This window comes from Variovorax sp. 10N420 (assembly GCF_056394705.1).
In genome coordinates this window covers 17,005-37,838 of record NZ_JBFTIJ010000022.1, presented here as the reverse complement: position 1 = coordinate 37,838, position 20,834 = coordinate 17,005, and the positions used below count along the sequence as shown (strand labels likewise).

Below are 20,834 nucleotides of genomic sequence, written 5' to 3'. Positions count from 1 at the left end.
GCCCTAGAGCCCACCGGCGATCAGGCCCGCGATCGTGTCATTGTTGATCCGCATGATCTTGTCGACCTTGATCAGCTTGCCGGGCACGTCGACCGAAGCCTTGCCCAGGCCGGGGATCTCCACGCCGTCGGTGATCGGCTTGCCGTCCACCACCAGGCGGGCGACCGCGACCATTGCATAGCCTGCATCCGTCGGGTTCCAGAGAAAGCCCTCGCGGATGATGCCGTCGGCGATGAGGTCCTTGGCCTGCGAAGGCAGCACCGTGCCGACGATGGCGATCTTCTTTCCAAGCCGCTTCTCGCGCACCGCATTGCCCGCACCGATCGGGCCGTTGGAGCCAAAGCCCAGGATGCCCTTGAGGTTCGGATAGGCCTTGATGACGTCGAGCGTCGTCTTGTAGGAAGAGTCGATCTCGTCCGCGCCCGGAAAGCGATCGGCCGCGAGCTTCATCTTCGGGTAGTTCGCCTTCTGGTAGGCGATCGCCGCGTCGGCCCACTTGTTGTGCAGCGGCGTGGTCAGCGTGCCCACGTACACGACGTACTCACCCGATTCGCCCATGTCCTTGGCGATGCGCTGCATCTGCACTTCGCCGAACTTGACCGAGTCGATGAGCTCCACATTCCAGTCGCGCCCGGCCTGCTCCGGACCTTCGTGCGTGATGACCTTGATGCCGGCCGCCTGCGCGCGCTTGAGCACTGGCTCGCACACCTTCACGTCGAGCGGCACCAGCCCGATCACGGTCACCTTTCGGGCGATCTGGTCTTCGAGCAGCTTGACCTGCTGTGCCGGATCGACATTGGCAGGCCCGACCATGGTGGCGTCGATGTTGAACTCCTTGCCACCCTTCTGGATGCCCTTCTCGACGGCGTTGAACCACGGGATGCCCGCGATCTTGACCACCGTGACCATGGTCGGGTTCGCCGCAAAGGCCATCCTCGCCGTGAGTCCGCTGGTTCCGGCCACGGCCGCGCTTCCCAATACCTTGAGAGTCTTGCGTCTGTTCACTGGATGTCTCCATGTAGTCCCGCTCATGGCAGGTTCTGTTTTCCTCCCAGGTCAAAACAGCAAGCTGAGCGATGCTAGTCCCGCCGCTGCCGGTTGACAACGGGGTCTGTACCGCGAAGACGCAAGCTCGAAGAGGCGCTCAGCCGACGGGCGCAGCCAGATTGAGCAGGCCGGCGGCCTGAAGGTCGCGCCACAGCGCAGGCGGCACCGCCTGGTCGGCATCGGCGGAGTTCGCCAGCGCCTCCTGCGGCGTCACACCGCCGAGCAGCACCGTGACAACGGCGGGATGCGCCATGGCAAAGTGCAGCGCGGCACGGCGCAGCGGCGTGGCGTGCGTGGCGCAGATGGATTCGATCTTGCGCACGCGCGCCATGATCGCGTCCGGCGCGGCCCCATAGTCGAATTTGGCGCCAGGGATGGCACCCGTCGCGAGGATGCCGGAATTGAACACACCCGCCAACATGACGCCGAGGTTCTTCTCGAGCGCGAGCGGCAGGAATTCGTTCAGTGCGTCTTGAACCAGCAGCGAATAGCGCCCTGCCAATATCGCCACGTCGAAGTCCCCGGCCTTCGCGAACTTCACCGACACGTCCGACTCGTTGATGCCGAAGCCGATGGCTGCGACAGTCTTCTCGCTGCGCAGCTTGTCCAGGGCCTTGTAGGCGCCGTCCATCGCCTCCTTGAAGCGCACTGGCGCATCGACTGGACCGTGTGTCCACACGTCGCAATCGTGGATCAACAGGATGTCGAGTCGATCGAGCCCGGTGCGCAGCAAGGATTGTTCGACCGAGCGCATCGTGCCGTCGTAGGAATAGTCGAAGCGCGCGGCATGGGGGTGGCCTCCCGCGAAGCCGGGAGAAAAGACATCGGGGTTCTTCGGTGGCGGCCTGGAGAAGGGATCCATCACGCGGCCGACCTTGGTCGACACGATCACGTCCTCGCGCAGCACGTGGCGCAGACCCGCACCGATGCGCGCTTCGGCGAGCCCGTTGCCATAGTGCGGAGAGGTATCGAACACGCGCACCCCGCTGGCGTAGGCCTGCTCAATGGTGACGATGCAGGTTTTCTCGTCGAGCAGCTCGTACAGGTCGCCCATCGGCGCCGTCCCGAGCCCAAGGGCCGAGAAGGCGAGCTCCGTTCCGTTGCGAGTCGTGAATCGACGTGACTGCATGGCATGTCTCCTCTTTGGGTGCCGGGTAAACAACCTCGGCCCGGAGAATAGCGCCAGACGGTCGGTTTCGACACCCTTCCGTCATGCCATGCGGCGCGTCAGGGGTTCCTTGAAGATGTCGATTTCGCGGGGTCTCGCTTGCCGCGCACATCTTCTTCGTCGCCGACACGGTGCCCCTCGGTGACCGGGCCGTTGTAGACGGAATCGAGGACAGGGCCGCGGTCGGTATCGACACTCGTCACCGCGTCGTGATAGGCGGCTTTGCCGACGTGCTCCATTGACGCATTGCCCGGCTCCTGACTGCTGGCGGATTCGTCGATCTCGTTCGGTTGCTGTGGCACCGGCTTCTGAAGCCCCTGTCCGCTGGCTTGCGACCAGCGGGTTTCGCCAGGGGCAGCGGTTTGCTCGGCCCTGGTCTTCGCACCGTGGGTTTCGGCTTTCGCGGCTGGATCTTTGCTGTTCATGTGTGGTCCTGTTGGGGCGCACGGGCTGAGACAAAGTCGCTCTAAGCCCGGCGAAACCTTCAGGCTGCGCCAACCGCGGCCGGATCCGGTAGGCGCGTATTTACAGCGTCCGTAGGAAATGTCGCGCGACCGCCAAGCAGGAGCGCGCGTCAACCCGAGATGGAGATGGGGAGATGTGCCCTGCAAAGCAGGTCGGCCATTCAGAGCACGGTTTCGCCCCGGATCACATCCGATGACCTGCGCAGCTGCGCGGCCAGAAGGCGTTCGAGGCGTGTGGGTGGCGTACGGTGCACGAGGAGATCGATGCCCCAGCCGACAGCCACCAAAGCGCCAAGTGCTGCAAGAGTGAAGATTGCTGATTCCATAAAGCCGGCTCCGTCGGTGTGCTCGCTGTCGCAGCGCGCACTTTGCCTGCGTCGGATCGCCCGCCGAAGGCATCAATGACACCTTCGGAAGTGACAAATTCACTTTTCGGACCCGGAGGGATTTGATAAGTCCCGATCGTCGAAAGGTATTGACGAAACGCTGCCTCTCGCATAATCTGCAGGTTATATAACATTTTGGTTATGCACAAGACCATCCGGCTATGCAAGAACAGGCACTGAACGCGGCGTTTGCCGCACTGGCGGACCCCACCCGAAGGGCCATCCTTTCGCGGCTCGCCCTGGGCGAAGCGAATGTCACGGAACTTGTCCAACCCTTCGAGCTGAGCCAGCCCGCGATGTCGAGGCATCTCAAGGTCCTGGAGGAGGCGGGACTGATCACGCGAGGCCGGGTGGCGCAGTCGCGTCCGTGCCGCCTCGCTCCCCAAGCGCTCAAGGAGATGGCCGATTGGCTCGACGGATACAGGGAGTTTTGGGCCGAGAGCTTTGACCGGCTCGATGGCTATTTGGACGAACTTCAGCAACTGGAGAATCAGCATGCAACTCACAAGACAAAACACCGTTGACGCGCGGGCCGACAACGAGCTTTCGATCACCCGCACGTTCAAGGCGCCGCGCAGCCTCGTGTTCAAAGCCTGGACCGAGCCCGAGCACTTGGCGCACTGGTCGGGGCCACTGGGTTTCACGACTCCGCACCACGAGATGGACCTGCGCGTCGGAGGGGTGTATCGCGCATGCCTGCGGGCGCCGGACGGCGTGGACCACTGGGTCAAGGGCAGCTATCGCGAAATCACGCCGCCCGAGCGGCTTGTGATGACGCACTGCTGGACCGATGCCGAAGGGCGCCCGACGGGTCCGGAGACCGTCATCACCGTCACCCTGACCGAAAACAACGGCGAGACACTGATGCGCTTTCATCAAGCGCTCTTCGAGACTTCCGCATCTCGCGACGGGCATTCGCAAGGTTGGTCGCAAAGCTTCGATCGACTCGTCGACTACCTCGGCAACGTTGCACCACGAGCGCAGTCATGAAGCTGTACTACAGCGAAACCATGAACCCGCGAAAGGCATGCGCCGCGGCTCGATACCTTGGCTCGCCTGTTGAGTTCGTCCGAGTGGATCTCCAGGCCGGCGAGCACAAGACGCCCGAATTCCTGAGTCTCAATCCAAATGGACGAGTCCCCGTCCTGCAGGATGGGCCAACGACGCTGTGGGAGGCCAACGCCATCATGTGCCGCCTGTCGGACAAGGCGGGCCGGGATTTCTGGCCCCATGACGAGCGGCAAGTCGAAGTGCTTCGATGGTTCAGCTGGGACTCCCAGCATTTCACGCGCCATGCCGGGACTCTTTATTTCGAGAACCTCATCAAACCGGCCATAGGCTTGGGTCCTGCCGATGTTGCCGCAGTCGAAGCAGCCACATCCAACTTTCGTACGGCTGCGGCGGTGCTGGAGTCTCACCTGGCTCGAAACAGCTATCTGGTAGGCGAGACGTTGACGGTCGCGGACTTCGCTGCCGCCGTGACCTTGCCTTATGCCGAGCAGATTCAATTGCCGCTCGGTGATTTTCCGGCAATCCGAAGGTGGCATGAGCGGTTGAACGAGTTGCCCGCCTGGCGAGAACCCTTTCCCTGAAGCCATCCACTCGCAGCGGGGTGCTTCAGATGGTTTGCTCATTTCGAATCAACGATTCGGTCGTTTGGGAAACCGGGCCGCGACCACAGAATCGCGCGCTCCGATTCATCACCTTCTTCCGAGCACCATCCGATGAGCACCCATGCACCCTCCTCCATCGACACGAGCTTCGGCGATCTGCGAATTCGCCGTGTGGCCGGCCACATCGGCGGCGAAGTCGAGCATTTTCAGCTCCGGCCTGACCTCGCGCCGCAACTGATCGAGCAGCTGAACGCGGCCCTGGTCAGGCACAAGGTTCTCTTCTTCCGGGGACAGGGCCACCTCGACGACGCATCGCACCAGGCTTTGGGCGCACGCTTCGGCCGCACGGTGTCGCACCCGACAGTGCCCTCGCCCGAGGGCACGCGGCTCTTCGAGCTCGATGCGTCCAAGGGCGGCGGCCGCGCCGACTCGTGGCACACCGACGTCACCTTCGTGGAGGCATTCCCGAAGATCTCGATCCTGCGCGCCGTGAAGATCCCGGCCTTTGGCGGCGATACCGTCTGGGCCAACACCGCGCTGGCGTATGAGCGGCTGCCCGAACAGCTCAAGCAGCTCGCGGATCGGCTGTGGGCCGTGCACAGCAACGACTACGACTATGGCGCCGACCGCGTCCAGGTCGAGTCGGCGCGGCTCGACCATCACCGCAAGGTGTTCGTCTCTGCCGTGTTCGAGGCCGAGCATCCTCTCGTGCATGTTCATCCGGTGTCTGGCGAACGCGCGCTGCTCCTCGGGCACTTCGTGAAGAAGCTCGTGGGCCTGTCGAGCAGCGAATCGGCACGCATCTTCGAGCTGCTGCAGAACCGCGTGACACGCCTCGAGAACACAGTGCGTTGGAGTTGGCAGCAGGACGATGTGGCGATCTGGGACAACCGGGCCACGCAGCACTTCGCGATCAATGATTACGGAGACCAGCCGCGCCTCGTGCGGCGTGTGACGGTGCACGGCGAGCCGGCAGTGTCCATCGATGGCCATCGCAGCCGCACGCGAAGCCGCCCCGAAGCCATCAATGACGCACGCATCGATGAAGTCATCGTTGCCACCGCCTGAATTTCCCGTGACTCCGCAAGCCCTGACCCATGACCCATCCTGATTTTCAGCGCCGCCGTCTACTCCAGACCTCGGCCGCACTCGGCGCCAGCGCACTCCTGCCGCACATCGCCGGTGCCCAGGGCAGTGCCAAGAAGTTCGCAGGCGTCACGCTGAACGTCTCTACGTTCAGCGCGGCCTATCCCAAGCTGCTGCAGCAGTGGCTACCGGAATTCGAGGCGCTCACCGGTGCGAAGGTCAACTTCGATGCGCCATCGTTTCCGGTCTACAACCAGCGCGCGGACCTGGAACTCTCCACCAAGGGCTCTGCCTACGACGTCGTCAATGTCACGTTCATCTACTCGAGCCGCTGGATCAATTCGGGCTGGCTCACGCCGCTGGACGACTACATCCGAAACCCGAACCTCACGCCTGCGGATTGGGACATCAACGACTTCCTGCCCGGCGCGCGCGCGCCGGAGACCGGCAGGGACGGGAGGCTCTATGGCGTGCCATGGACGGCCGAAGCGCTGCTGACGGCATCGTCGCGCTTCGATCTCGTGGAGAAGGCCGGCCTGGCCTTTCCGGACACCACCGACGATCTGGTGAAGGTGCTGCGCGCCGTCAACAAAAAGGAGCGCGTGGCCGGCTTCGTCGCGGACAACCACTATGGCTGGACCTTCGTGCCCTATCTGCAAGCCTTCGGCGGCGACGTGTTCCGGAAGGCGCCGGACGATCTGTTTCCGACCCTTGATACGCCCGAAGCGATCGCGGCCGGCGAGTACTACGCCAACCTGCTGAAGGAGTTCGGCCCGGACGGGGCCATCACGTACCAACCCGACCAGGTGACGCAGGCGCTGAAGCTCGGGCGCGTCAACTTCACGGACGCCGGCCAGCTGTACCTGACGCAGCTGGGCGACCCGGCCACCAGCAAGACGGTCAAGACCGTCAAGTTCGGCCTCGTGCCGAAGGGGCCCGCGGGACGCTTCCCCGGCACCGCCGTGCACGGGCTCGGCATCCCGGCCGGTTCGAAGCAGAAGGAGGCCGCCTGGGCGTTCATTCAGTGGGCGCTGAGCAAGCAGATCACTTCGCGCGCGGTGGCGGCAGGCTATGGCTCGCCGGCGCGGCGCTCCAACATCGACTCGCCGGAGTTCCGCAGGAAGCAGGTCATCAACGGGAGCGACCTCGCGAAGCTGTCGCTCGACTCGATCGAGTTGGCGGCGAAATCGGGCCACATGAAGTACAGGACGGTCTCGGTCTATCCACAAGTCGACCAGCAGATCAACAAGGCGATCGAACTCATTGCGAGCGGCCAGCTCTCCGCGAAACAAGCCTTCCAGCAGGCCCAGGCGAACACCATTGCGGAACTGAAGCGCGGCGGCGCCAAGCTGTAGCCGACTCGCCATGGCGCATGCACTTCCCGCGGCGCATTGGCAGGCCGAGCGGCGCCGGGCGTTGCTGCTCGGCCTCTCGCCATCGCTGGTGGTCCTGCTGCTCATCACCCTGGTACCGGCCGCGGCTCTGGTGGTCGCGAGCTTCACGCCGCTGAGCCTGACCGACCCTGTCGCAAGCTTTCGCTTCGATGATCCGCTCGTCAACTACCGGCAGCTGTTGCACGACGACCGGTTCCTGGCGTCTGCCCTCGTGCAGATCAAGCTTTCAGCGTCGAGCGTGCTCCTGCAGTTGATGGCTGGCCTCGGACTGGCCCTGCTGCTCAACGGCAAGTCGCGCCTGCTCGAAGGCATGCGCACGCTGTTCCTGATCCCGATGGTGCTGCCGCCGATCGTGGTCGCGCTGATCTGGAAGATCATGTACACGCCCGACGTGAGCCCGATTCACCGCACGCTGGAGACGCTGGGCTGGCCGGTTCGCTCAGTGATAGCGAATCCGGACACTGCGCTGTGGGCCATCTCGCTGGCAGACACCTGGCAGTGGTTTCCCTTCACCATGCTGATGGTGCTCGCGACTCTGCAGATGATCCCGGACGACCCGATCGAAGCTGCCACACTGGAAGGCGCGAACCGCTGGCAACTGTTTCGCCACATCGTCCTGCCGTACCTTCGGCCCGTGCTGGTGGTCTGCGGATTGTTTCGCCTGATCGACAGCTTCAAGGCGTTCCCGCTGATCTACGTCCTGACCAGCGGCGGCCCCGGTTCGGTCACCGAAGTCACCAACTTCTACGGCTTCATCCAGGCCTTCAATTTTTCATACTGGGGCTATGCGAGCGCGATCGCGACCGTGATGCTGGCCGCGGTGTTCGTGCTGAGCTGGCTTGTGGGGCGGCTCGGCTGGAGTGACCATGACCGGCGCTAGTTCCGTGATCGACACCGCCGCCGTGCGGACCATGGGCTTCGACACGCCCCCTCCCCTTCGCGCGACTGAAGCAGGCTGGTTCTCGGCCCATGGACGCGCCATTGCAGTCTCGCTGTTGCTGCTGCTCGTGTTGTCGCCTTTTCTCTGGCTCGTTCAGCTGGCTTTTCGGCCCGCGGCCGACGTCTTCGATGAGCGCCTCCTCTTTGTGCCCACTCTGGAGGGCTTTGCGAGCCTGCTGCAAGGCAATTTCCTGAAGTCCTTCTGGAACAGCCTGGTCGTGAGCGCGCTGTCGACCGGCTTCTCGCTGGTGCTCGGGGTGCCGGCGGCCTACGCGCTGACCCGCTGGAATTTCAAGGGCCGCGACCGCATCGCGCTTTGGATCCTGGTCACGCGCATGGCGCCGCCAATTGCATTCACGATCCCGTTCTTCCTCGCCTACCAGTACCTCGGGCTGCAGGACACGGTGATTGGCCTGGCGATCGTCTACCTGACTTTCAACCTCGCGATCGTCATCTGGCTCATGCAGACCTTCTTCGAAGCGGTGCCCGCCTCGCTGGAAGAAGCGGCATGGATCGACGGTTGCGGCATCTGGCAGGCCTTCTGGCGCGTCGCGCTGCCGCTCACTGCACCCGGGCTTGCGGCGACAGCGGTGCTGTGCTTCATCTTCTCGTGGAACGACTTCTTCTACGCACTCATCCTCACGCGTACCAACGCGATCACGGCGCCGGTGGCGATCGTCAACTTCCTGCAGTACGAAGGCTGGGAGTGGACCAAGATCGCCGCGAGCGGCACTCTGGTGATGTTCCCCGTGGTCATCTTCACCGTGCTGGTTCGCAAATACCTCGTGCGCGGCCTCACCGCCGGCGGCATCAAGGACTGACATTCATGGCTTCCATCCAGGTTCGCGGGCTCTTCAAGAATTTCGGCAATACGCCGGTGATCCGAGGCATCGAGCTCGACATCCATGACGGCGAGTTCGTTGCCCTCGTCGGCCCTTCGGGCTGCGGCAAGTCGACGCTGCTGCGCATGATCGCCGGGCTCGAGAGCATCGTCGAAGGCGAGATCGTGCTCGGCGATCGGCGCATCAACGACATGGCACCGCGCGATCGAGACGTCGCGATGGTGTTCCAGAACTACGCGCTCTATCCGCACATGACGGTGGCGCAGAACCTCGGCTTCGGCCTCAAGATCCAGGGCCACAAGCCCGGCGAGATCGAGCGCCGCGTGCGGCAGGCCGCCGAGACGCTCGGGCTCGGCGGCCTGCTGCAGCGGCGACCGCGCGAGCTGTCAGGCGGCCAACGCCAGCGCGTGGCGATGGGCCGCGCCATCGTGCGCAAGCCGCAGGCCTTTCTCTTTGACGAGCCGCTGTCGAACCTGGACGCCAAGCTGCGCGTGCAGATGCGCACCGAGATCAAGTCGCTGCACCAGCGGCTCGGGACGACCACGGTCTACGTGACGCACGATCAGGTCGAGGCGATGACCATGGCCGATCGCATCGTCGTGCTCAGGGACGGACGGGTCGAACAGGTCGGCACGCCGCTGGAGCTCTATGACCGCCCTGCAAATGCCTTTGTCGCGGGCTTCATCGGTTCGCCGTCGATGAACCTGCTTGCAGGTCGGCTGCAGTTGGACGGGGCTCCACACGTGCTGACGGACGACGGACTGCAGCTCCCCCTTGCACAGGTTTCGCGCGGAGCCCATGGCGATCGCGTGCTGTATGGCGCCCGGCCGGAACACTTCACGATCGACGCGGAGCGCGGCGTAGCGGCTGACGTGGTGGTCGTCGAGCCCACCGGTTCCGAGACGCAGGTGGCGTTGCGATTCGGGGGCCAACAGGTGGTGGCGGCCTTTCGGGAGCGCATTGCCGCGCGCGCCGGAGACCGCCTGGCGCTTCGGCCGCTCGCGCATGAAGCGCATCTCTTCGATGCCGTCGGAGGACAGCGGCTCAACTGACAACATCGCATCCCTGCCGACGAACCGCCCGGACCTTCGCTTCGCCATAGGCCTTTTGCACACTGCCCGCCGCATTCGATCACTGCCATCATCAAACCTCGCAAGCAAACCTGCTTTCGCTTTGGGGCGGACATGCAGGGCAAGGAGGTATCTCGTGGCAACGACTATCGAAGCGCAAGGCGGAGCGAGGCTCGCTGCCGTTGACGAACACACCTCCGCCAGCCTCGTCGTTCAACCCACGGCTTCGCATCCGATGCCGCAGTTGATGTCCGGCGTCACTCAAGCTCATGCAGCGCCTGCATCCCTGGCGATCCAGTCGAATCTCGCCGCTAGCGCCCTGCTTGCGACGCCGGACAGTTCTCTGGACGTCCTCGCCTTCGGTCGGCAGGCGGCCCAATTCACCGCGCCCGCCAATCAAAAGCCCTTGGTCGAACCGACCGACAGCTTCATGGCGTACATCAATGCGAACCTCTACCTGCCGCAGGTCGAAGGCCCTCCCATCCAGCTGCCTGGAGCACTGCCACGCCGCGTGGACCATCGTGCCTGGCAAACCGATTTCCGAGTCAGCCAGGGCGGTCGCGGAACCTGCTGGGCTTTCGCGGGCTGCGCCGCGCTCGAGGCTGCGTATGCGCGCCAGGGCATTCATGTGAAGCTCTCGGAGCAATATCTCTTTCATATCTCGAAGGCGCACGAGAACCAGCGCGCGGGCGGCGGCATCCATTCGCTCATCGGCTTTCAGGGAAGCGCCGACGTCGTGCATCACATCAAGTATTGGTATCTGCCGATCTACGACTATGGGCCGTACATCGACCAGGGGCCGCTGCAGCAGCTCGCGGACTCGATCCCGGGCACGGGCGGCGGACTCGCCAATGCGGCCGGCGGCACGCTGGCGCAGGCTGACTGGTTCGAATACGACCTGCGCAACATTCCGCTGAATGCCTCGTGGTTCTGCCAGTACAGCGTGGACAACTTCAGCGTCATCACGAACTACACCGACAACGACCTGAAGAAGGTTCTGGCCGCGGGCTATGACGCCGTCATCGACGTGCCTGGCCACACGATGGTCTGCTATGGCTACGACGATGACCTCGGGGTATGGCTGATCAAGAATTCACAGGCATTGCCGGGCTTCCAGACGATGAAGTATTCGGGCGATCCGGTGTTCACGCTGACGAGGAATGCGGCCTACTACATCACCTCCGTGCGCGCGCCGCAGATCCAGTGGGGGCCGCTGTGGGTTGGCCGCTGGGAGATCGATCATGACGGCTGGCGCGGCCGGCTGGTGATTCGCCGCTATCTGGACATCCGAGCGGAATCTGGTCCGCCGCCCGCCAGCGCCCCGATCTCCCTGGGCACCTGGTATGGCCTCGATGGCGGCGTGCTGCCGGTGAGCGGCGGCTTCGTCGATGGCGGCCGGGGTCTCAGATGCAACATTGGCACGCAGCCTTTCGAGATCTATCTGCACTCCAGCGATCCTTACCGTGCCGCGGGCCGATGTCTCTGGAACAACATCTGGTTCGGCGTGGTGATGTCGCGCGGGACCGAGCTCGGCGCCGGCGCGACATTCGACCGCAGCGAAACGATCGGCCTGTGGGACACGGTGCACGATGGCTGGAAGGGCCAGGTGCGCGTGGGCGTCGACGCCAGCTACAAGCAGGCCGCCGATGGTGTGGCGCGCGCTGCGTGGATCGATGCAGCCCCCGCGAATGCATTGCACCAAGTCGACCTGCACGTGGACTTCGGCGGCGACAACCGCAACCAGCACTTTCAGCTGCTGCATCACACGCATGAAGATGGCCTGATGGGCGGCGTCACTCAATGGAGTCAGCGCGACTGGCCGGTCGAAGCGAGGATGTCGGCCAATTTCTATGTCGTTCGCGATGACGGCACCCTCAACTGGTATCGCCATCTCGGGCGCTACACCCGGAGCTTCGACTGGGACCCGCCGAAGGCTGTCGGTACCGGATGGAACGGCTTTCACTCGCTGTTCGGTGGTGGCGATGGCGTGATCTACGCCATCCGAAACGACGGCGTGCTGCTCTGGTACTACCACGAGGGCCGCAACCAGGGCGCCTTCCAATGGAATGGACCCAAGGAAGTGGGCACCGGCTGGAGCCAGCTCTCCCGCGTGTTTGCCGGTCCGGGCGGAGTGATCTACGCTGTGAAGTCCAACGGCGACCTGGTGTGGTATCGGCATCTGGGGCGGCGCGACGGCGCCTTCTCATGGGAGGGGCCCTACACCGTCGGCTCAGGGTGGAACGCCTTCACCGACGTGACGGGGACACCCGGCGGGTCCATCTATGCACTGACGCCGGACGGCCGGCTGCTGTGGTACAGGCACTATGGCCTTGACCATGGCTATCCCGTCTGGGTCGGCGCCGTTCAGGTCGGCGTGGGTTGGCAGGCGTTCGACCGCATCTGGGCGGCAGGCAACGGCTTCGTCTACGGCCGCAATCGCAATGGTCAGCTCTGGGTCTGGCGGCACCACGGTTTCGAGACAGGCGCGGGCGATTGGACGTCGGGGGTGCAGGTGGGAACGGGCTGGGGAGGCCAGGGAGTTCGGGACGTGCTCTTGACCTGATGCCTGGTCAATGACGCCGAGCGCGGTTCATTGCGTTCATTGCGTTCATTGCCTCGCCAGGTTTTCTTTTCGCGCGATCTGGCCAAGCGTCTCATACACCAGGCGGATGGGTGCGATGTTCCAGCCCAGGCGTTCGCGAATGCGCAGCACCGCGCGCATGGCCAGCAACGAGTGGCCTCCCAGGTCGAAGAAATTGTCCGCGGGCGAGATGTCTTCCTGGCCAAGCAGGTCGGACCAGATTTCGGCGATGGCGATTTCTTCGGGTGTCGGCAACCGTTCGCTGGGTTGCTGCGATGCCGCCCCTGCATCGCTGGCGGGCTTTGGCAGCGCGCTGCGATCGATTTTGCCGTTTGGGAGCAGCGGCAGTTGGTCCAGGCAGACGAAGTGCTGCGGCAGCATGTAGTCCGGCAGGCGCTCGCGAAGAAACTGCCGTAGCGCGGCCGGATCGGTCCCCTGTGTGTGCGTTACGCAATAGGCAACCAGTCGGACATCGTCTTCGCCTTCGGAGCGCGTGTGGACCACGCACTCGCGAACCGAAGGGTGTGCCGACAAAGCCGCCTCGATCTCGCCCAGCTCGATGCGAAAGCCGCGCACCTTCACCTGATGATCCAGCCGGCCCATGTGTTCGAGCACGCCGTCGTGGCGCCATCGAACCAGGTCGCCCGTACGGTACAGGCGCGCGCCGGGTTCGTCGCTCCAGTGATCGGGCACGAAGCGCTCGGCCGTCAATTGATCGCGCCGGTGGTAGCCCAGCGCGACACCCATTCCGCCAATGCATGCTTCACCAGGCGCACCGATGGCACACGGCTGGCCAAGCGAGTCGAGCACCCACACAGAGGTATTGCCGATCGGGCGGCCGATGCTGATGCCCTGCTCTGGCGATTGCACCTGCCAGCACGTCGACCACACGGTGGTTTCGGTCGGGCCATACATGTTCCACAGCGCCGTGCTGCGTTCCATGAGTTGCTCGGCCAAGGCGGGCTGCAGCGGCTCGCCGCCGATGAGCGCGCGAAAGCCCGGCCCACCGGTCCAGCCGGTGTCGAGGAGCGCGCGCCAGGCCGACGGCGTGGCCTGCATCACGGTGGCCTCATGGCGCTCCAGCAGTTCGCGCAATTGCGTCGGGTCACCGACCTGCTCCCGGCTCGCCACGATGACTTGCGCGCCCACTGCAAGCGGCAGCAGGAGTTCGAGCACTGCGATGTCGAACGACAGTGTGGTCACCGCCACCAGCCGATCGCTCTCGAGCAGTCCTGGCTCACGCGCCATCGCCACCAGGAAATTGACCGCGGCCCGGTGCGGCAACGCGACGCCCTTGGGTTGGCCCGTTGAGCCCGACGTGTAGATGATGTAGGCCGCATCCAGCGGCTGGGCATCCAGCGCCGCATCCGGCGCCAGCGCGAGAGTCGATGCATCGGCGGTTCCGAGGACATTCGGGTCGAGCAATGGCACATCGACGCCATCGAAAGGCGCGGCCAGAGCCTGCGGGACCAGGATGGCGGAAAGGTCGGCATCCTCGGCCATATAGCCAATGCGGGCCGCAGGAAAGGTTGGGTCCAGCGGGACATAGGCTGCGCCCGACTTCAGCACGCCGAGCAGCGCCACCAGCATGGAGGCGTCGCGCGGCAGGCTCAGCCCGACGCGGTGCCCCCGCGCGATGCCACGCGCACGCAGCGCGCGGGCCAGCATGTTCGATTGCGCCTCGAGTTCGCCGTAGCTCATCTCGCGCCCGGACGCATCCACCACGGCGACCTTGTCGCGCCATGCTTCGCTGGCTGTGCGCAGATGCCGATGCAGCACCGGCTGCTCGGGCAGCGGCATCTGCGTGGCGTTCCAGTTGTTGCGAAGCAGGGCCAGTTGGGCCGGAGCAACCACCGAGTAGGCGGACAACGGCCGCTCCGGGTCGGCCAGCACCTGTTCGATCAGGGCAATGAAGTTCTCCAGCATGCGCTCGGCGGTCACACCCGCATAGAGCTCGGTCGAGTATTCGAGGTGGATGCGGTGCGCGAACTCGGTGTCGATGTGAATCGAAAAATCGAACTGCGATGCCGTGCGCTCGTGCTCGAATTCCTCGTAGCTGAAGTCGACGGGCTCCAGTCCGCCCACCGGCGCATTGAGCACATTGAACAGGACGCGCACCAGACCTTCGGATTGCGTCATTCCGCCCTGCCCCAAGGCTTCCACGAGTTCGTCGTAAGGCGCGTCCTGGTTGGCATAGGCCTCGAGCGCCGTGTCGCGCACGCGCCGCACCAGTTGCAGGAAGCCGGGGTCGCCGGAGAGATCCGTGCGCATCACCAGAGTGTTGACGAGCGTTCCGACCAACTGCTCGGTGGCCAGATGGTGACGGTTGGCGATGGGCGTGCCCACGGCGATGTCGGTCGTGCCCGCTTGCCGTGAGAGCATGAGCTTGAAAGCCGCCAGCAGCATCACGAACGGCGTCACGCTGTGCCGTGAGCAGAAATCACGTACTGCTTCGCGCAGCCGCAAGGGCAATGCGGCCGAGACTTTCGCGCCTCGGTAGGCGCCCTGCTGAGGCCGCGCAAAGTCGATCGGCAGCGACATCGGCTCCAGGCCGCGCAGGCGATCGAGCCAATAGTCCATCTGGCGCTGGCGCTGCAACACCATCTGCGGCGAGCGCTGCCAGACGGCATAGTCGGCGTACTCGATGGGCATGGGGGCAAGCCGGGGCTCGCGACCGTCGCGCAACGCCGAGTAGAGAGCGAGCATCTCGCGCATGAGCACCGCCATCGACCAGTTGTCAGTGATCGCATGGTGCATGAGCCAGAGAAACACGTGGTCGTCCGCGCCCAGCCGCAGCAGTGTCACCCGGTGAAGCGGCGGCTGTGCCAGATCGAACGGCGTGGCCGCGCGCTCGCGCAACAGCGCACGGGCAGTGGCCAATCGTTCGCCGGGCTGCAGCGCCTGGAGATCGATGTGCTCCACCTGCACTGGGAAGCTCGGCAGGATCAACTGGACCGGCTCGCTCCCCTCCATCCTGAAGTAGGTGCGCAAGCCCTCGTGGCGCTCGACCAATCGTTCGGCTACTCGCTGGAAGAGCCCATGGTCGAGCGGCCCTCGCAGCCGAAGCGAGACTTCGACGTTGTACGCGACGGAGGCCGGGTTGAACTGCTGGATCACCCACATGCGCCGCTGCGAAAGCGAGACGGGCAGCGGCTGGCCCCGCGGCACGGTGACGATGGTCGCGGCCGCCGCGGGCGCATCGTCTCGCATCGCCTCCGCGACACGGGCAGCCAGCGCTGCGACCGTGGCGTGCTCGAAGAGCGCCTCCAGGGGCAGCAGCACGCCCAGCCGATCGTGAAGTCGCGATGCGACTTGCGACATCATGAGTGAATTGCCACCGAGTTCGGCAAAGGTTTCGAGCACGCCGAACGCGCTGGTGCCCAGCACCTCTTGCCAGATGTCCCACACGGCCTGCTCGCCGGCATCGCGCGGCGCAACCTGCGCTGTCCCGCGACCCTGCCGCTCCACCGCCAGCAGGTCGAGTTCGCCGGCCAGCCACGCTTGGCGGGTCGACTGGCGCTGGACCTTTCCGCTGGACGTGCGAGGCAGGACGCCGGCCCGAACCACCGCCACCGCTTCAATGGGCACCTCATGCGCCTGCGCCACTGCCCGGCGCACCGCGCGCGCAATGTCTGCCGCGTCTGCGCTGGCGGTGAGACGCTCGACTTCGAGCACGATCACCACGGCCTCGCCCTGGTCGCCCTGCTCGCCTTCAATCCCGCCTTCAACGCCGAAGGCCGTGCTGAAGCCTGCGCGAATCGCGGGATGAGCCAGCTCGGCCGTTTGTTCGATGTCCTGCGGATAGTGGTTCTCGCCGCGGATGACGATGAGGTCCTTGTGCCGGCCGGTCACGAACAGTTCCCCGTGGTCGACAAAGCCCAGGTCGCCGGTGCGCAGCCATGGGCCCGGTCCGTCGGCCAGCGTGGCGCCGAAGACGGCGCGCGACTGCTCGGGCTGACGCCAGTACGCCTCCGCGACTGCGGGCGAGCGCACCCAGATCTCGCCAACGCGATCCGCCGGACAACGCATGCGAGTGTCCGTGGCAACGATCGCCACTTCTGTGTCCCGCAGAGGCGCTCCGCAGCTGACAAGCGTGCGCGTCGTGCCATCTGCAACGAACTGCTTGCGCACCTGGTGCGTCTGCAAAGCCGCAGCGTTCAGGTGGAGCAGTCTCGGAGGCTTGTCGTGCGCGACGCAAGTCACACCGAGCACCGATTCGGCCAACCCGTACCCTGGCGAGAACGACGCGGGCCGCAAACCTGCCGGCGCACAAGCCTGAAGAAAGCGCTGCACCGTACCGGCTCGGATCGGCTCGGCGCCGCAACTAAGCGACACCACAGTGGACAGATCGCCGCCATAAGGCTGCCCCGCCAAGTGGCGCAGACAGGTGGCATAGGCGGAATCCGGCGCGCCGCTGTGTGTGATTCGCAAAGCGCCGAGCGCGTCCAGCCAACGCAGGGGCCGGCGCAAGAAGGTCAAGGGCGACATCAGCCAACTGGCGATGCCGAGTTCCATCGGCGCCAGGACGCCGAACATCAGCCCGTAGTCGTGAAACTGCGGCAGCCACGTGAGCACCCTGCTCTCGGCGTCTGCGCCGCTGGCGACGATCAGAGCGCGTGCATTGGCAAGCGCGTTGCCATGGGTGATGCACACGCCGCGCGGCGCCAAGGTCGATCCTGAGGTGTATTGCAGATAGGCGAGTGTGTCGGGCGCCACGGGCCCCTCGGGTGCTTCGGCTGGCGGCAGGGCCATGAGTTCACCGGGCGTGAGCCAGCGCGCGTGGGCGGCGTCTTGCGGGCCGAGCAGATCGCCCGCGGATTGGCGGATCGATTCACCGATCAAGACGAGGCTTGCACCCGCGTCGTCCACGATGAGGCGCAGACGCGGACCTGCGCGCAGCAGCCGGATCGGATCGGGCGGCGGAACAGGTACGGCCACACGGCCGGTCAGCATGCAGGCCCAGAAGGCGCGCACGAAGTCCAGCCCGGTCGCCAAGGCGAGCAACACCCGGTCGCCCGGCTGCGTGACCGTGACAAGACGTGCGGCCATCGCGCGTGACTGCTCGCCCAGTTCAGCGTAGGTCAGGCTTTCGGCCGTCGTCAGGTCGTCTCGCAGCACCGCGTAGGCTGGACGATTGCCGCCGCCAGCGCATCGGGCTTCGAAGAGCGAGGCCAGGGTGCCGGATGAGACCACCTGCTGCCCGCTGTTTCGGGAAGGGACGCCTTGAATCAAGAGAAGTCGAGCGGTCATTGATCGCGAACTGCGACAGTGGCAGATGTGGGTGCACTGCACAAAAGATTAGTCGGACGCATGATAGTGACGCCTGCATCCGCTCTGCGCCCCTTGCGGCGGGACGGTCGCAAGTCCTACAAAAGTCGACAACCACCACTGACTCGGACACCCCGTTTACGCTAACGCCGGCCTCGATACCCGGCCTTAATCCGCATAGCGCAGAAAGACAGGCGTCACTTCCCGCAAGAACTTCACCTCGTCCGGCGAAATGATTCGCGGCTCGACGTCGAAATGGATGAAGGTTCCATACGGCGTGCCATCGCTGCGGGTGAGCAAGCGTCCGTAATAGGACTCGATGAGACCGGCATGGGGATGGTCCGCCAACGCCAGATCCTTGGAGGCGTGGCTCGTCATGAATTGCCCCTTCTCGATCGCGAACCTGCAAAGGCTCTTGCTGAGCGGAACGACTTTCAGCCACGTGCGGTATTCGGCGCTCCGGTCGAACACATGCGCCGCGCGCATTGTGTCGCCGTCCAGCTTGTAAAGGCCGGTGTACCGATATTCGGTCCGGTCGTTGAGCATTGCCAACGCACGGTGAATTCCGTGAGTCGCAAGGACATTGCGAACCGCGTCGGCTTGCACGGACAAGTCAATCTCAAGCATGGAGGAGTCTTGGAAAGGAGGGCAGAAGGACTGGCGCCGCCAGTGGCTGCGGATTATTGGCGCGGGCGACAAAACCCCGCCCGGGCGGGGGCACTCGGTGGCCGTGACCTCAGCACCCTTGGCTCGCGGGAGGCGGCTCGTTCCACCGCTTTCGGGCAAAGGCTTCGACGAAGCGGGGTAGCTCTTCCAGCGCCAGGCCGTCGATGCCTGCGGCTCGCGCTCGGCCTCCGCCGCCGAATTCGCGGCACAACTCATGCGCTCCCCACGGCGAGGCCAGCGGTGCGCGGACGCTCACGGCATACCCCTGCCCCTGCGCTTTCAGCACTGCGTGCGCGCGCTCGGGCTCGGCGTTCGCGAGTTCGTTGGCAAAGCAGCCGAGCACGCGCCGACTCCAGGGCGCATCGGGCAGCAGGTGCGCACTGGCGAGCGCGCCCTCGCACAGCGGAGGCACCACGAAAGCCTGCCGGAGATCCTTGCGGCGCATCGCATCGATCTCGTCGACGACAGGCTCGTGCGCCAGCATGTCACGCGGGTCCTCATAGCGCACCATGACTTCATACAAGCGCCGCGGCGCGATGCACACGTCGCGCTCGTCGTCGCCATAGGCGTTGTAGTTGATCGCCTCGCCGAGCCGCTGAAGCAACGCATGGTCCCCCGTGTCGAAGCCGGTGCCTGGCGAGAGTCGCTCGACGGTCATCGACAGGTTGTCTCCATACGCGCCCACCATGGCCCAGGCACGATAAGCGCCGTCGAGATGCCGATCGACGAGCAGGCTGGTGCAGACGTCGCTCGCGCAATCGATGTGCGATTCAAGCAGCCGGTGGTCGGGAATGCGCTTGACCACATGGTGATCGAAGTAGCGCACGCGAACGCCGGCCTCCAGCAGGCGAAGCAGGTCGGCGCTGTTGCGCTCCATCGAAAGATCGAACACGTTGACTTCATCACCGGGCTCGGCGTCCACCTGCGCGAGCAAGGCGATGTCATGCTTCAGGCCGGTCAACAAAGTCGCCGGCGACGGATCGTGCCAGTGCCATTGCACGGCCGCACAGAGGCCGTCCGCGTCACCGTTGCACACGTCAATGCGCCGCGGGCTTTGTAGGTTTCTCGGTTGACCTGGAACGTGCAAGCGAATCCTTTCAATCAAGGACTTGACCGAAGCCGCCGTCATGAGCATACGCACAGCGCGCGAGCGGTCAAGCACCCGACGCGCGCGAGGGCCCTGCCGCGGACCTGAGAACTAGGGCACCAGAATGGCCGACCCCGGGCGACGGCGGGCCGCGATGTCCTGGTGCGCACGGGCTGCTTCGGTCAGCGGATACCGGGTGATGTCGATCTGCCCAAAAGTACCGGCGCGAAGCGCATCGAAGACGGCTTTTGTCGCCTCGGCACGCGCGTCACCCTTCAGGTGCTGCGCCATTGGGCCGCCCGTCAACTTGACGCCACGCGCCGCGAGCGCAGAAGCTTCGATGTCCGGGGCGCCCGAGGCCGCGCCGATGTTGACGATCGTGCCCCCTTCGCGAACGGCCTGTGCCGATGCTTGAAAGGTCGCCCTCCCCACGAACTCGTAGACGACGTCCACGCCTCGCGGCGCGATCGCGCGAACCTGCGCCGCCAGGTCTTGATCGCTTGAGACGAGCGCGTGGTCTACATCCGGCCGCAGCGCGTCACGCTTATTCGCGCCAGCCGTGCCGATGACGGTCGCACCTCTGGCTTTGGCCCAGCGCGACAGCAACAGGCCGACGCTGCTGGAGGCGCCTTGCACAAGGATCGTTTCGCCCGGCTGGAGCCTATGGAATCCGTTCAAGGCGGTCCAGGCGGTCAGGCCTTTGGTCAACACGGCGGCGGCCTCTTCCGTCGATACATCCTCGGGGAGGCTCACCAGCGCTTCGGCCTCGATCAGCCGCTCGGCTGCATAGCTGCCCGGCGACAGGAAATAAGCCACGCGGTCGCCAACGCCAAACTCGCTGACACCAGGACCCACTGCCTTGACGACGCCGGCGCCTTCGACGCCGGGGACTGAAGGCAATGCAACCGGATAGATCCCTTGGCGAAAGATCGTGTCGATGAAGTTGATGCCGATGGCCTCGTGCCGCAGATGCACCTGGCCTGGCCCTGGATCGCCAACCGTGGCTTTCCACTTGGAGGACTTCGGGTCCACCGTATGCGTGAAAACGAATGACTGTGCTCATGGCTGACTTTCCTGGTTTCTAGTGGACGAGTAGTGCAAGGCCGTATGCGATGAGTGCCGCCACGAACGGAACCACAAGGCACGGAAGAATGAACAACGCGGCGCCGAGCTTCTCGTGGTGCGTTTCGACAAGTCTCCAAAGCTTCATTTCGGTCTCCTGT

At 64.7% G+C, this 20,834-nt stretch carries 18 protein-coding genes; 9 read left to right on the top strand and 9 right to left on the bottom strand.

Translation table 11 applies throughout. The features are described 5' to 3' along the window. Positions 1 to 3 precede the first annotated feature (3 nt). From AC1DEK_RS29105 to AC1DEK_RS29090, 4 genes are all read right to left on the bottom strand, one after another. Entirely contained in the window at positions 4 to 1,005 is a 1,002-nt protein-coding gene (locus tag AC1DEK_RS29105; RefSeq protein ID WP_478128796.1) for a substrate-binding domain-containing protein, read from the bottom strand. A 139-nt stretch (positions 1,006 to 1,144) separates the two neighbouring features. Further along, entirely contained in the window at positions 1,145 to 2,176 is a 1,032-nt protein-coding gene (locus AC1DEK_RS29100) for an aldo/keto reductase (protein WP_478128795.1), read from the bottom strand. A 98-nt stretch (positions 2,177 to 2,274) separates the two neighbouring features. Beyond that, positions 2,275 to 2,640 carry a hypothetical protein gene (locus AC1DEK_RS29095; protein ID WP_478128794.1) on the bottom strand — a complete coding sequence of 122 codons (366 nt, stop codon included), beginning with the start codon at positions 2,638 to 2,640 and terminating at the stop codon, positions 2,275 to 2,277. 200 nt (positions 2,641 to 2,840) lie between these two features. After that, complete coding sequence (locus AC1DEK_RS29090) at positions 2,841 to 3,005, bottom strand: hypothetical protein (RefSeq protein ID WP_478128793.1); 165 nt, start codon at positions 3,003 to 3,005, stop codon at positions 2,841 to 2,843. 221 nt (positions 3,006 to 3,226) lie between these two features. On the opposite strand from AC1DEK_RS29090, the gene AC1DEK_RS29085 reads away from it, so the two are divergent. The 9 genes from AC1DEK_RS29085 (at position 3,227) to AC1DEK_RS29045 (ending at position 12,572) form a co-directional block, all read left to right on the top strand. Next, positions 3,227 to 3,589: an ArsR/SmtB family transcription factor gene (locus AC1DEK_RS29085; RefSeq protein ID WP_478128792.1), complete on the top strand. Its 363-nt coding sequence runs from the start codon at positions 3,227 to 3,229 to the stop codon at positions 3,587 to 3,589. Further along, entirely contained in the window at positions 3,561 to 4,055 is a 495-nt protein-coding gene (locus AC1DEK_RS29080) for an SRPBCC family protein (RefSeq protein ID WP_478128791.1), read from the top strand. Before AC1DEK_RS29085 ends, AC1DEK_RS29080 begins: the two co-directional genes overlap by 29 nt. Further along, on the top strand, positions 4,052 to 4,657 hold the full coding sequence (locus AC1DEK_RS29075; RefSeq protein ID WP_478128790.1) for a glutathione S-transferase family protein: 606 nt from the start codon (positions 4,052 to 4,054) through the stop codon (positions 4,655 to 4,657). The genes AC1DEK_RS29080 and AC1DEK_RS29075 overlap by 4 nt, the downstream gene beginning before the upstream one ends. Before the next feature lie 132 nt (positions 4,658 to 4,789). Next, positions 4,790 to 5,746, top strand: coding sequence for a TauD/TfdA dioxygenase family protein (locus AC1DEK_RS29070; protein WP_478128789.1), 957 nt, complete (start codon positions 4,790 to 4,792; stop codon positions 5,744 to 5,746). Between the two features lie 29 nt (positions 5,747 to 5,775). Next, positions 5,776 to 7,119, top strand: coding sequence for an ABC transporter substrate-binding protein (locus tag AC1DEK_RS29065; protein ID WP_478128788.1), 1,344 nt, complete (start codon positions 5,776 to 5,778; stop codon positions 7,117 to 7,119). A 10-nt stretch (positions 7,120 to 7,129) separates the two neighbouring features. Next, positions 7,130 to 8,038 carry a carbohydrate ABC transporter permease gene (locus tag AC1DEK_RS29060; protein ID WP_478128787.1) on the top strand — a complete coding sequence of 303 codons (909 nt, stop codon included), beginning with the start codon at positions 7,130 to 7,132 and terminating at the stop codon, positions 8,036 to 8,038. A gap of 31 nt (positions 8,039 to 8,069) precedes the next feature. Beyond that, positions 8,070 to 8,918, top strand: coding sequence for a carbohydrate ABC transporter permease (locus AC1DEK_RS29055; RefSeq protein ID WP_478128809.1), 849 nt, complete (start codon positions 8,070 to 8,072; stop codon positions 8,916 to 8,918). 5 nt (positions 8,919 to 8,923) lie between these two features. Then, complete coding sequence (locus AC1DEK_RS29050; protein WP_478128786.1) at positions 8,924 to 9,991, top strand: ABC transporter ATP-binding protein; 1,068 nt, start codon at positions 8,924 to 8,926, stop codon at positions 9,989 to 9,991. Positions 9,992 to 10,145: 154 nt separating this feature from the next. Beyond that, positions 10,146 to 12,572 (top strand): tachylectin-related carbohydrate-binding protein, encoded by a 2,427-nt coding sequence (locus tag AC1DEK_RS29045; RefSeq protein ID WP_478128785.1) that lies wholly within the window; start codon positions 10,146 to 10,148, stop codon positions 12,570 to 12,572. Between the two features lie 45 nt (positions 12,573 to 12,617). Here AC1DEK_RS29045 and AC1DEK_RS29040 read toward each other — a convergent pair whose 3' ends face one another. The 5 genes from AC1DEK_RS29040 to AC1DEK_RS29020 all read right to left on the bottom strand — a co-directional run bounded on the left by AC1DEK_RS29040 (position 12,618) and on the right by AC1DEK_RS29020 (position 20,821). After that, the gene (locus AC1DEK_RS29040) at positions 12,618 to 17,840 is read right to left on the bottom strand and encodes an amino acid adenylation domain-containing protein (protein WP_478128784.1); all 5,223 of its coding nucleotides are present in this window, start codon (positions 17,838 to 17,840) and stop codon (positions 12,618 to 12,620) included. Positions 17,841 to 18,026: 186 nt separating this feature from the next. Further along, entirely contained in the window at positions 18,027 to 18,485 is a 459-nt protein-coding gene (locus tag AC1DEK_RS29035; RefSeq protein ID WP_478128783.1) for a hypothetical protein, read from the bottom strand. Positions 18,486 to 18,594: 109 nt separating this feature from the next. After that, positions 18,595 to 19,560, bottom strand: coding sequence for a DHHA1 domain-containing protein (locus AC1DEK_RS29030; protein ID WP_478128782.1), 966 nt, complete (start codon positions 19,558 to 19,560; stop codon positions 18,595 to 18,597). 162 nt (positions 19,561 to 19,722) lie between these two features. Further along, complete coding sequence (locus AC1DEK_RS29025; protein WP_478128781.1) at positions 19,723 to 20,643, bottom strand: quinone oxidoreductase family protein; 921 nt, start codon at positions 20,641 to 20,643, stop codon at positions 19,723 to 19,725. A gap of 49 nt (positions 20,644 to 20,692) precedes the next feature. Beyond that, complete coding sequence (locus AC1DEK_RS29020) at positions 20,693 to 20,821, bottom strand: hypothetical protein (protein WP_478128780.1); 129 nt, start codon at positions 20,819 to 20,821, stop codon at positions 20,693 to 20,695. Between the last annotated feature and the right edge of the window lie 13 nt (positions 20,822 to 20,834).

What these genes read in the sequence shown, in the direction of transcription:
- AC1DEK_RS29100 (WP_478128795.1), bottom strand. Translation starts at nt 2,176, where the DNA reads ATGCAGTCACGTCGATTCACGACTCGCAACGGAACGGAGCTCGCCTTC.
- AC1DEK_RS29095 (WP_478128794.1), bottom strand. Translation starts at nt 2,640, where the DNA reads ATGAACAGCAAAGATCCAGCCGCGAAAGCCGAAACCCACGGTGCGAAG.
- AC1DEK_RS29090 (WP_478128793.1), bottom strand. Translation starts at nt 3,005, where the DNA reads ATGGAATCAGCAATCTTCACTCTTGCAGCACTTGGCGCTTTGGTGGCT.
- AC1DEK_RS29085 (WP_478128792.1), top strand. Translation starts at nt 3,227, where the DNA reads ATGCAAGAACAGGCACTGAACGCGGCGTTTGCCGCACTGGCGGACCCC.
- AC1DEK_RS29080 (WP_478128791.1), top strand. Translation starts at nt 3,561, where the DNA reads ATGCAACTCACAAGACAAAACACCGTTGACGCGCGGGCCGACAACGAG.
- AC1DEK_RS29075 (WP_478128790.1), top strand. Translation starts at nt 4,052, where the DNA reads ATGAAGCTGTACTACAGCGAAACCATGAACCCGCGAAAGGCATGCGCC.
- AC1DEK_RS29070 (WP_478128789.1), top strand. Translation starts at nt 4,790, where the DNA reads ATGAGCACCCATGCACCCTCCTCCATCGACACGAGCTTCGGCGATCTG.
- AC1DEK_RS29065 (WP_478128788.1), top strand. Translation starts at nt 5,776, where the DNA reads ATGACCCATCCTGATTTTCAGCGCCGCCGTCTACTCCAGACCTCGGCC.
- AC1DEK_RS29060 (WP_478128787.1), top strand. Translation starts at nt 7,130, where the DNA reads ATGGCGCATGCACTTCCCGCGGCGCATTGGCAGGCCGAGCGGCGCCGG.
- AC1DEK_RS29055 (WP_478128809.1), top strand. Translation starts at nt 8,070, where the DNA reads ATGGGCTTCGACACGCCCCCTCCCCTTCGCGCGACTGAAGCAGGCTGG.
- AC1DEK_RS29050 (WP_478128786.1), top strand. Translation starts at nt 8,924, where the DNA reads ATGGCTTCCATCCAGGTTCGCGGGCTCTTCAAGAATTTCGGCAATACG.
- AC1DEK_RS29040 (WP_478128784.1), bottom strand. Translation starts at nt 17,840, where the DNA reads ATGACCGCTCGACTTCTCTTGATTCAAGGCGTCCCTTCCCGAAACAGC.
- AC1DEK_RS29035 (WP_478128783.1), bottom strand. Translation starts at nt 18,485, where the DNA reads ATGCTTGAGATTGACTTGTCCGTGCAAGCCGACGCGGTTCGCAATGTC.
- AC1DEK_RS29020 (WP_478128780.1), bottom strand. Translation starts at nt 20,821, where the DNA reads ATGAAGCTTTGGAGACTTGTCGAAACGCACCACGAGAAGCTCGGCGCC.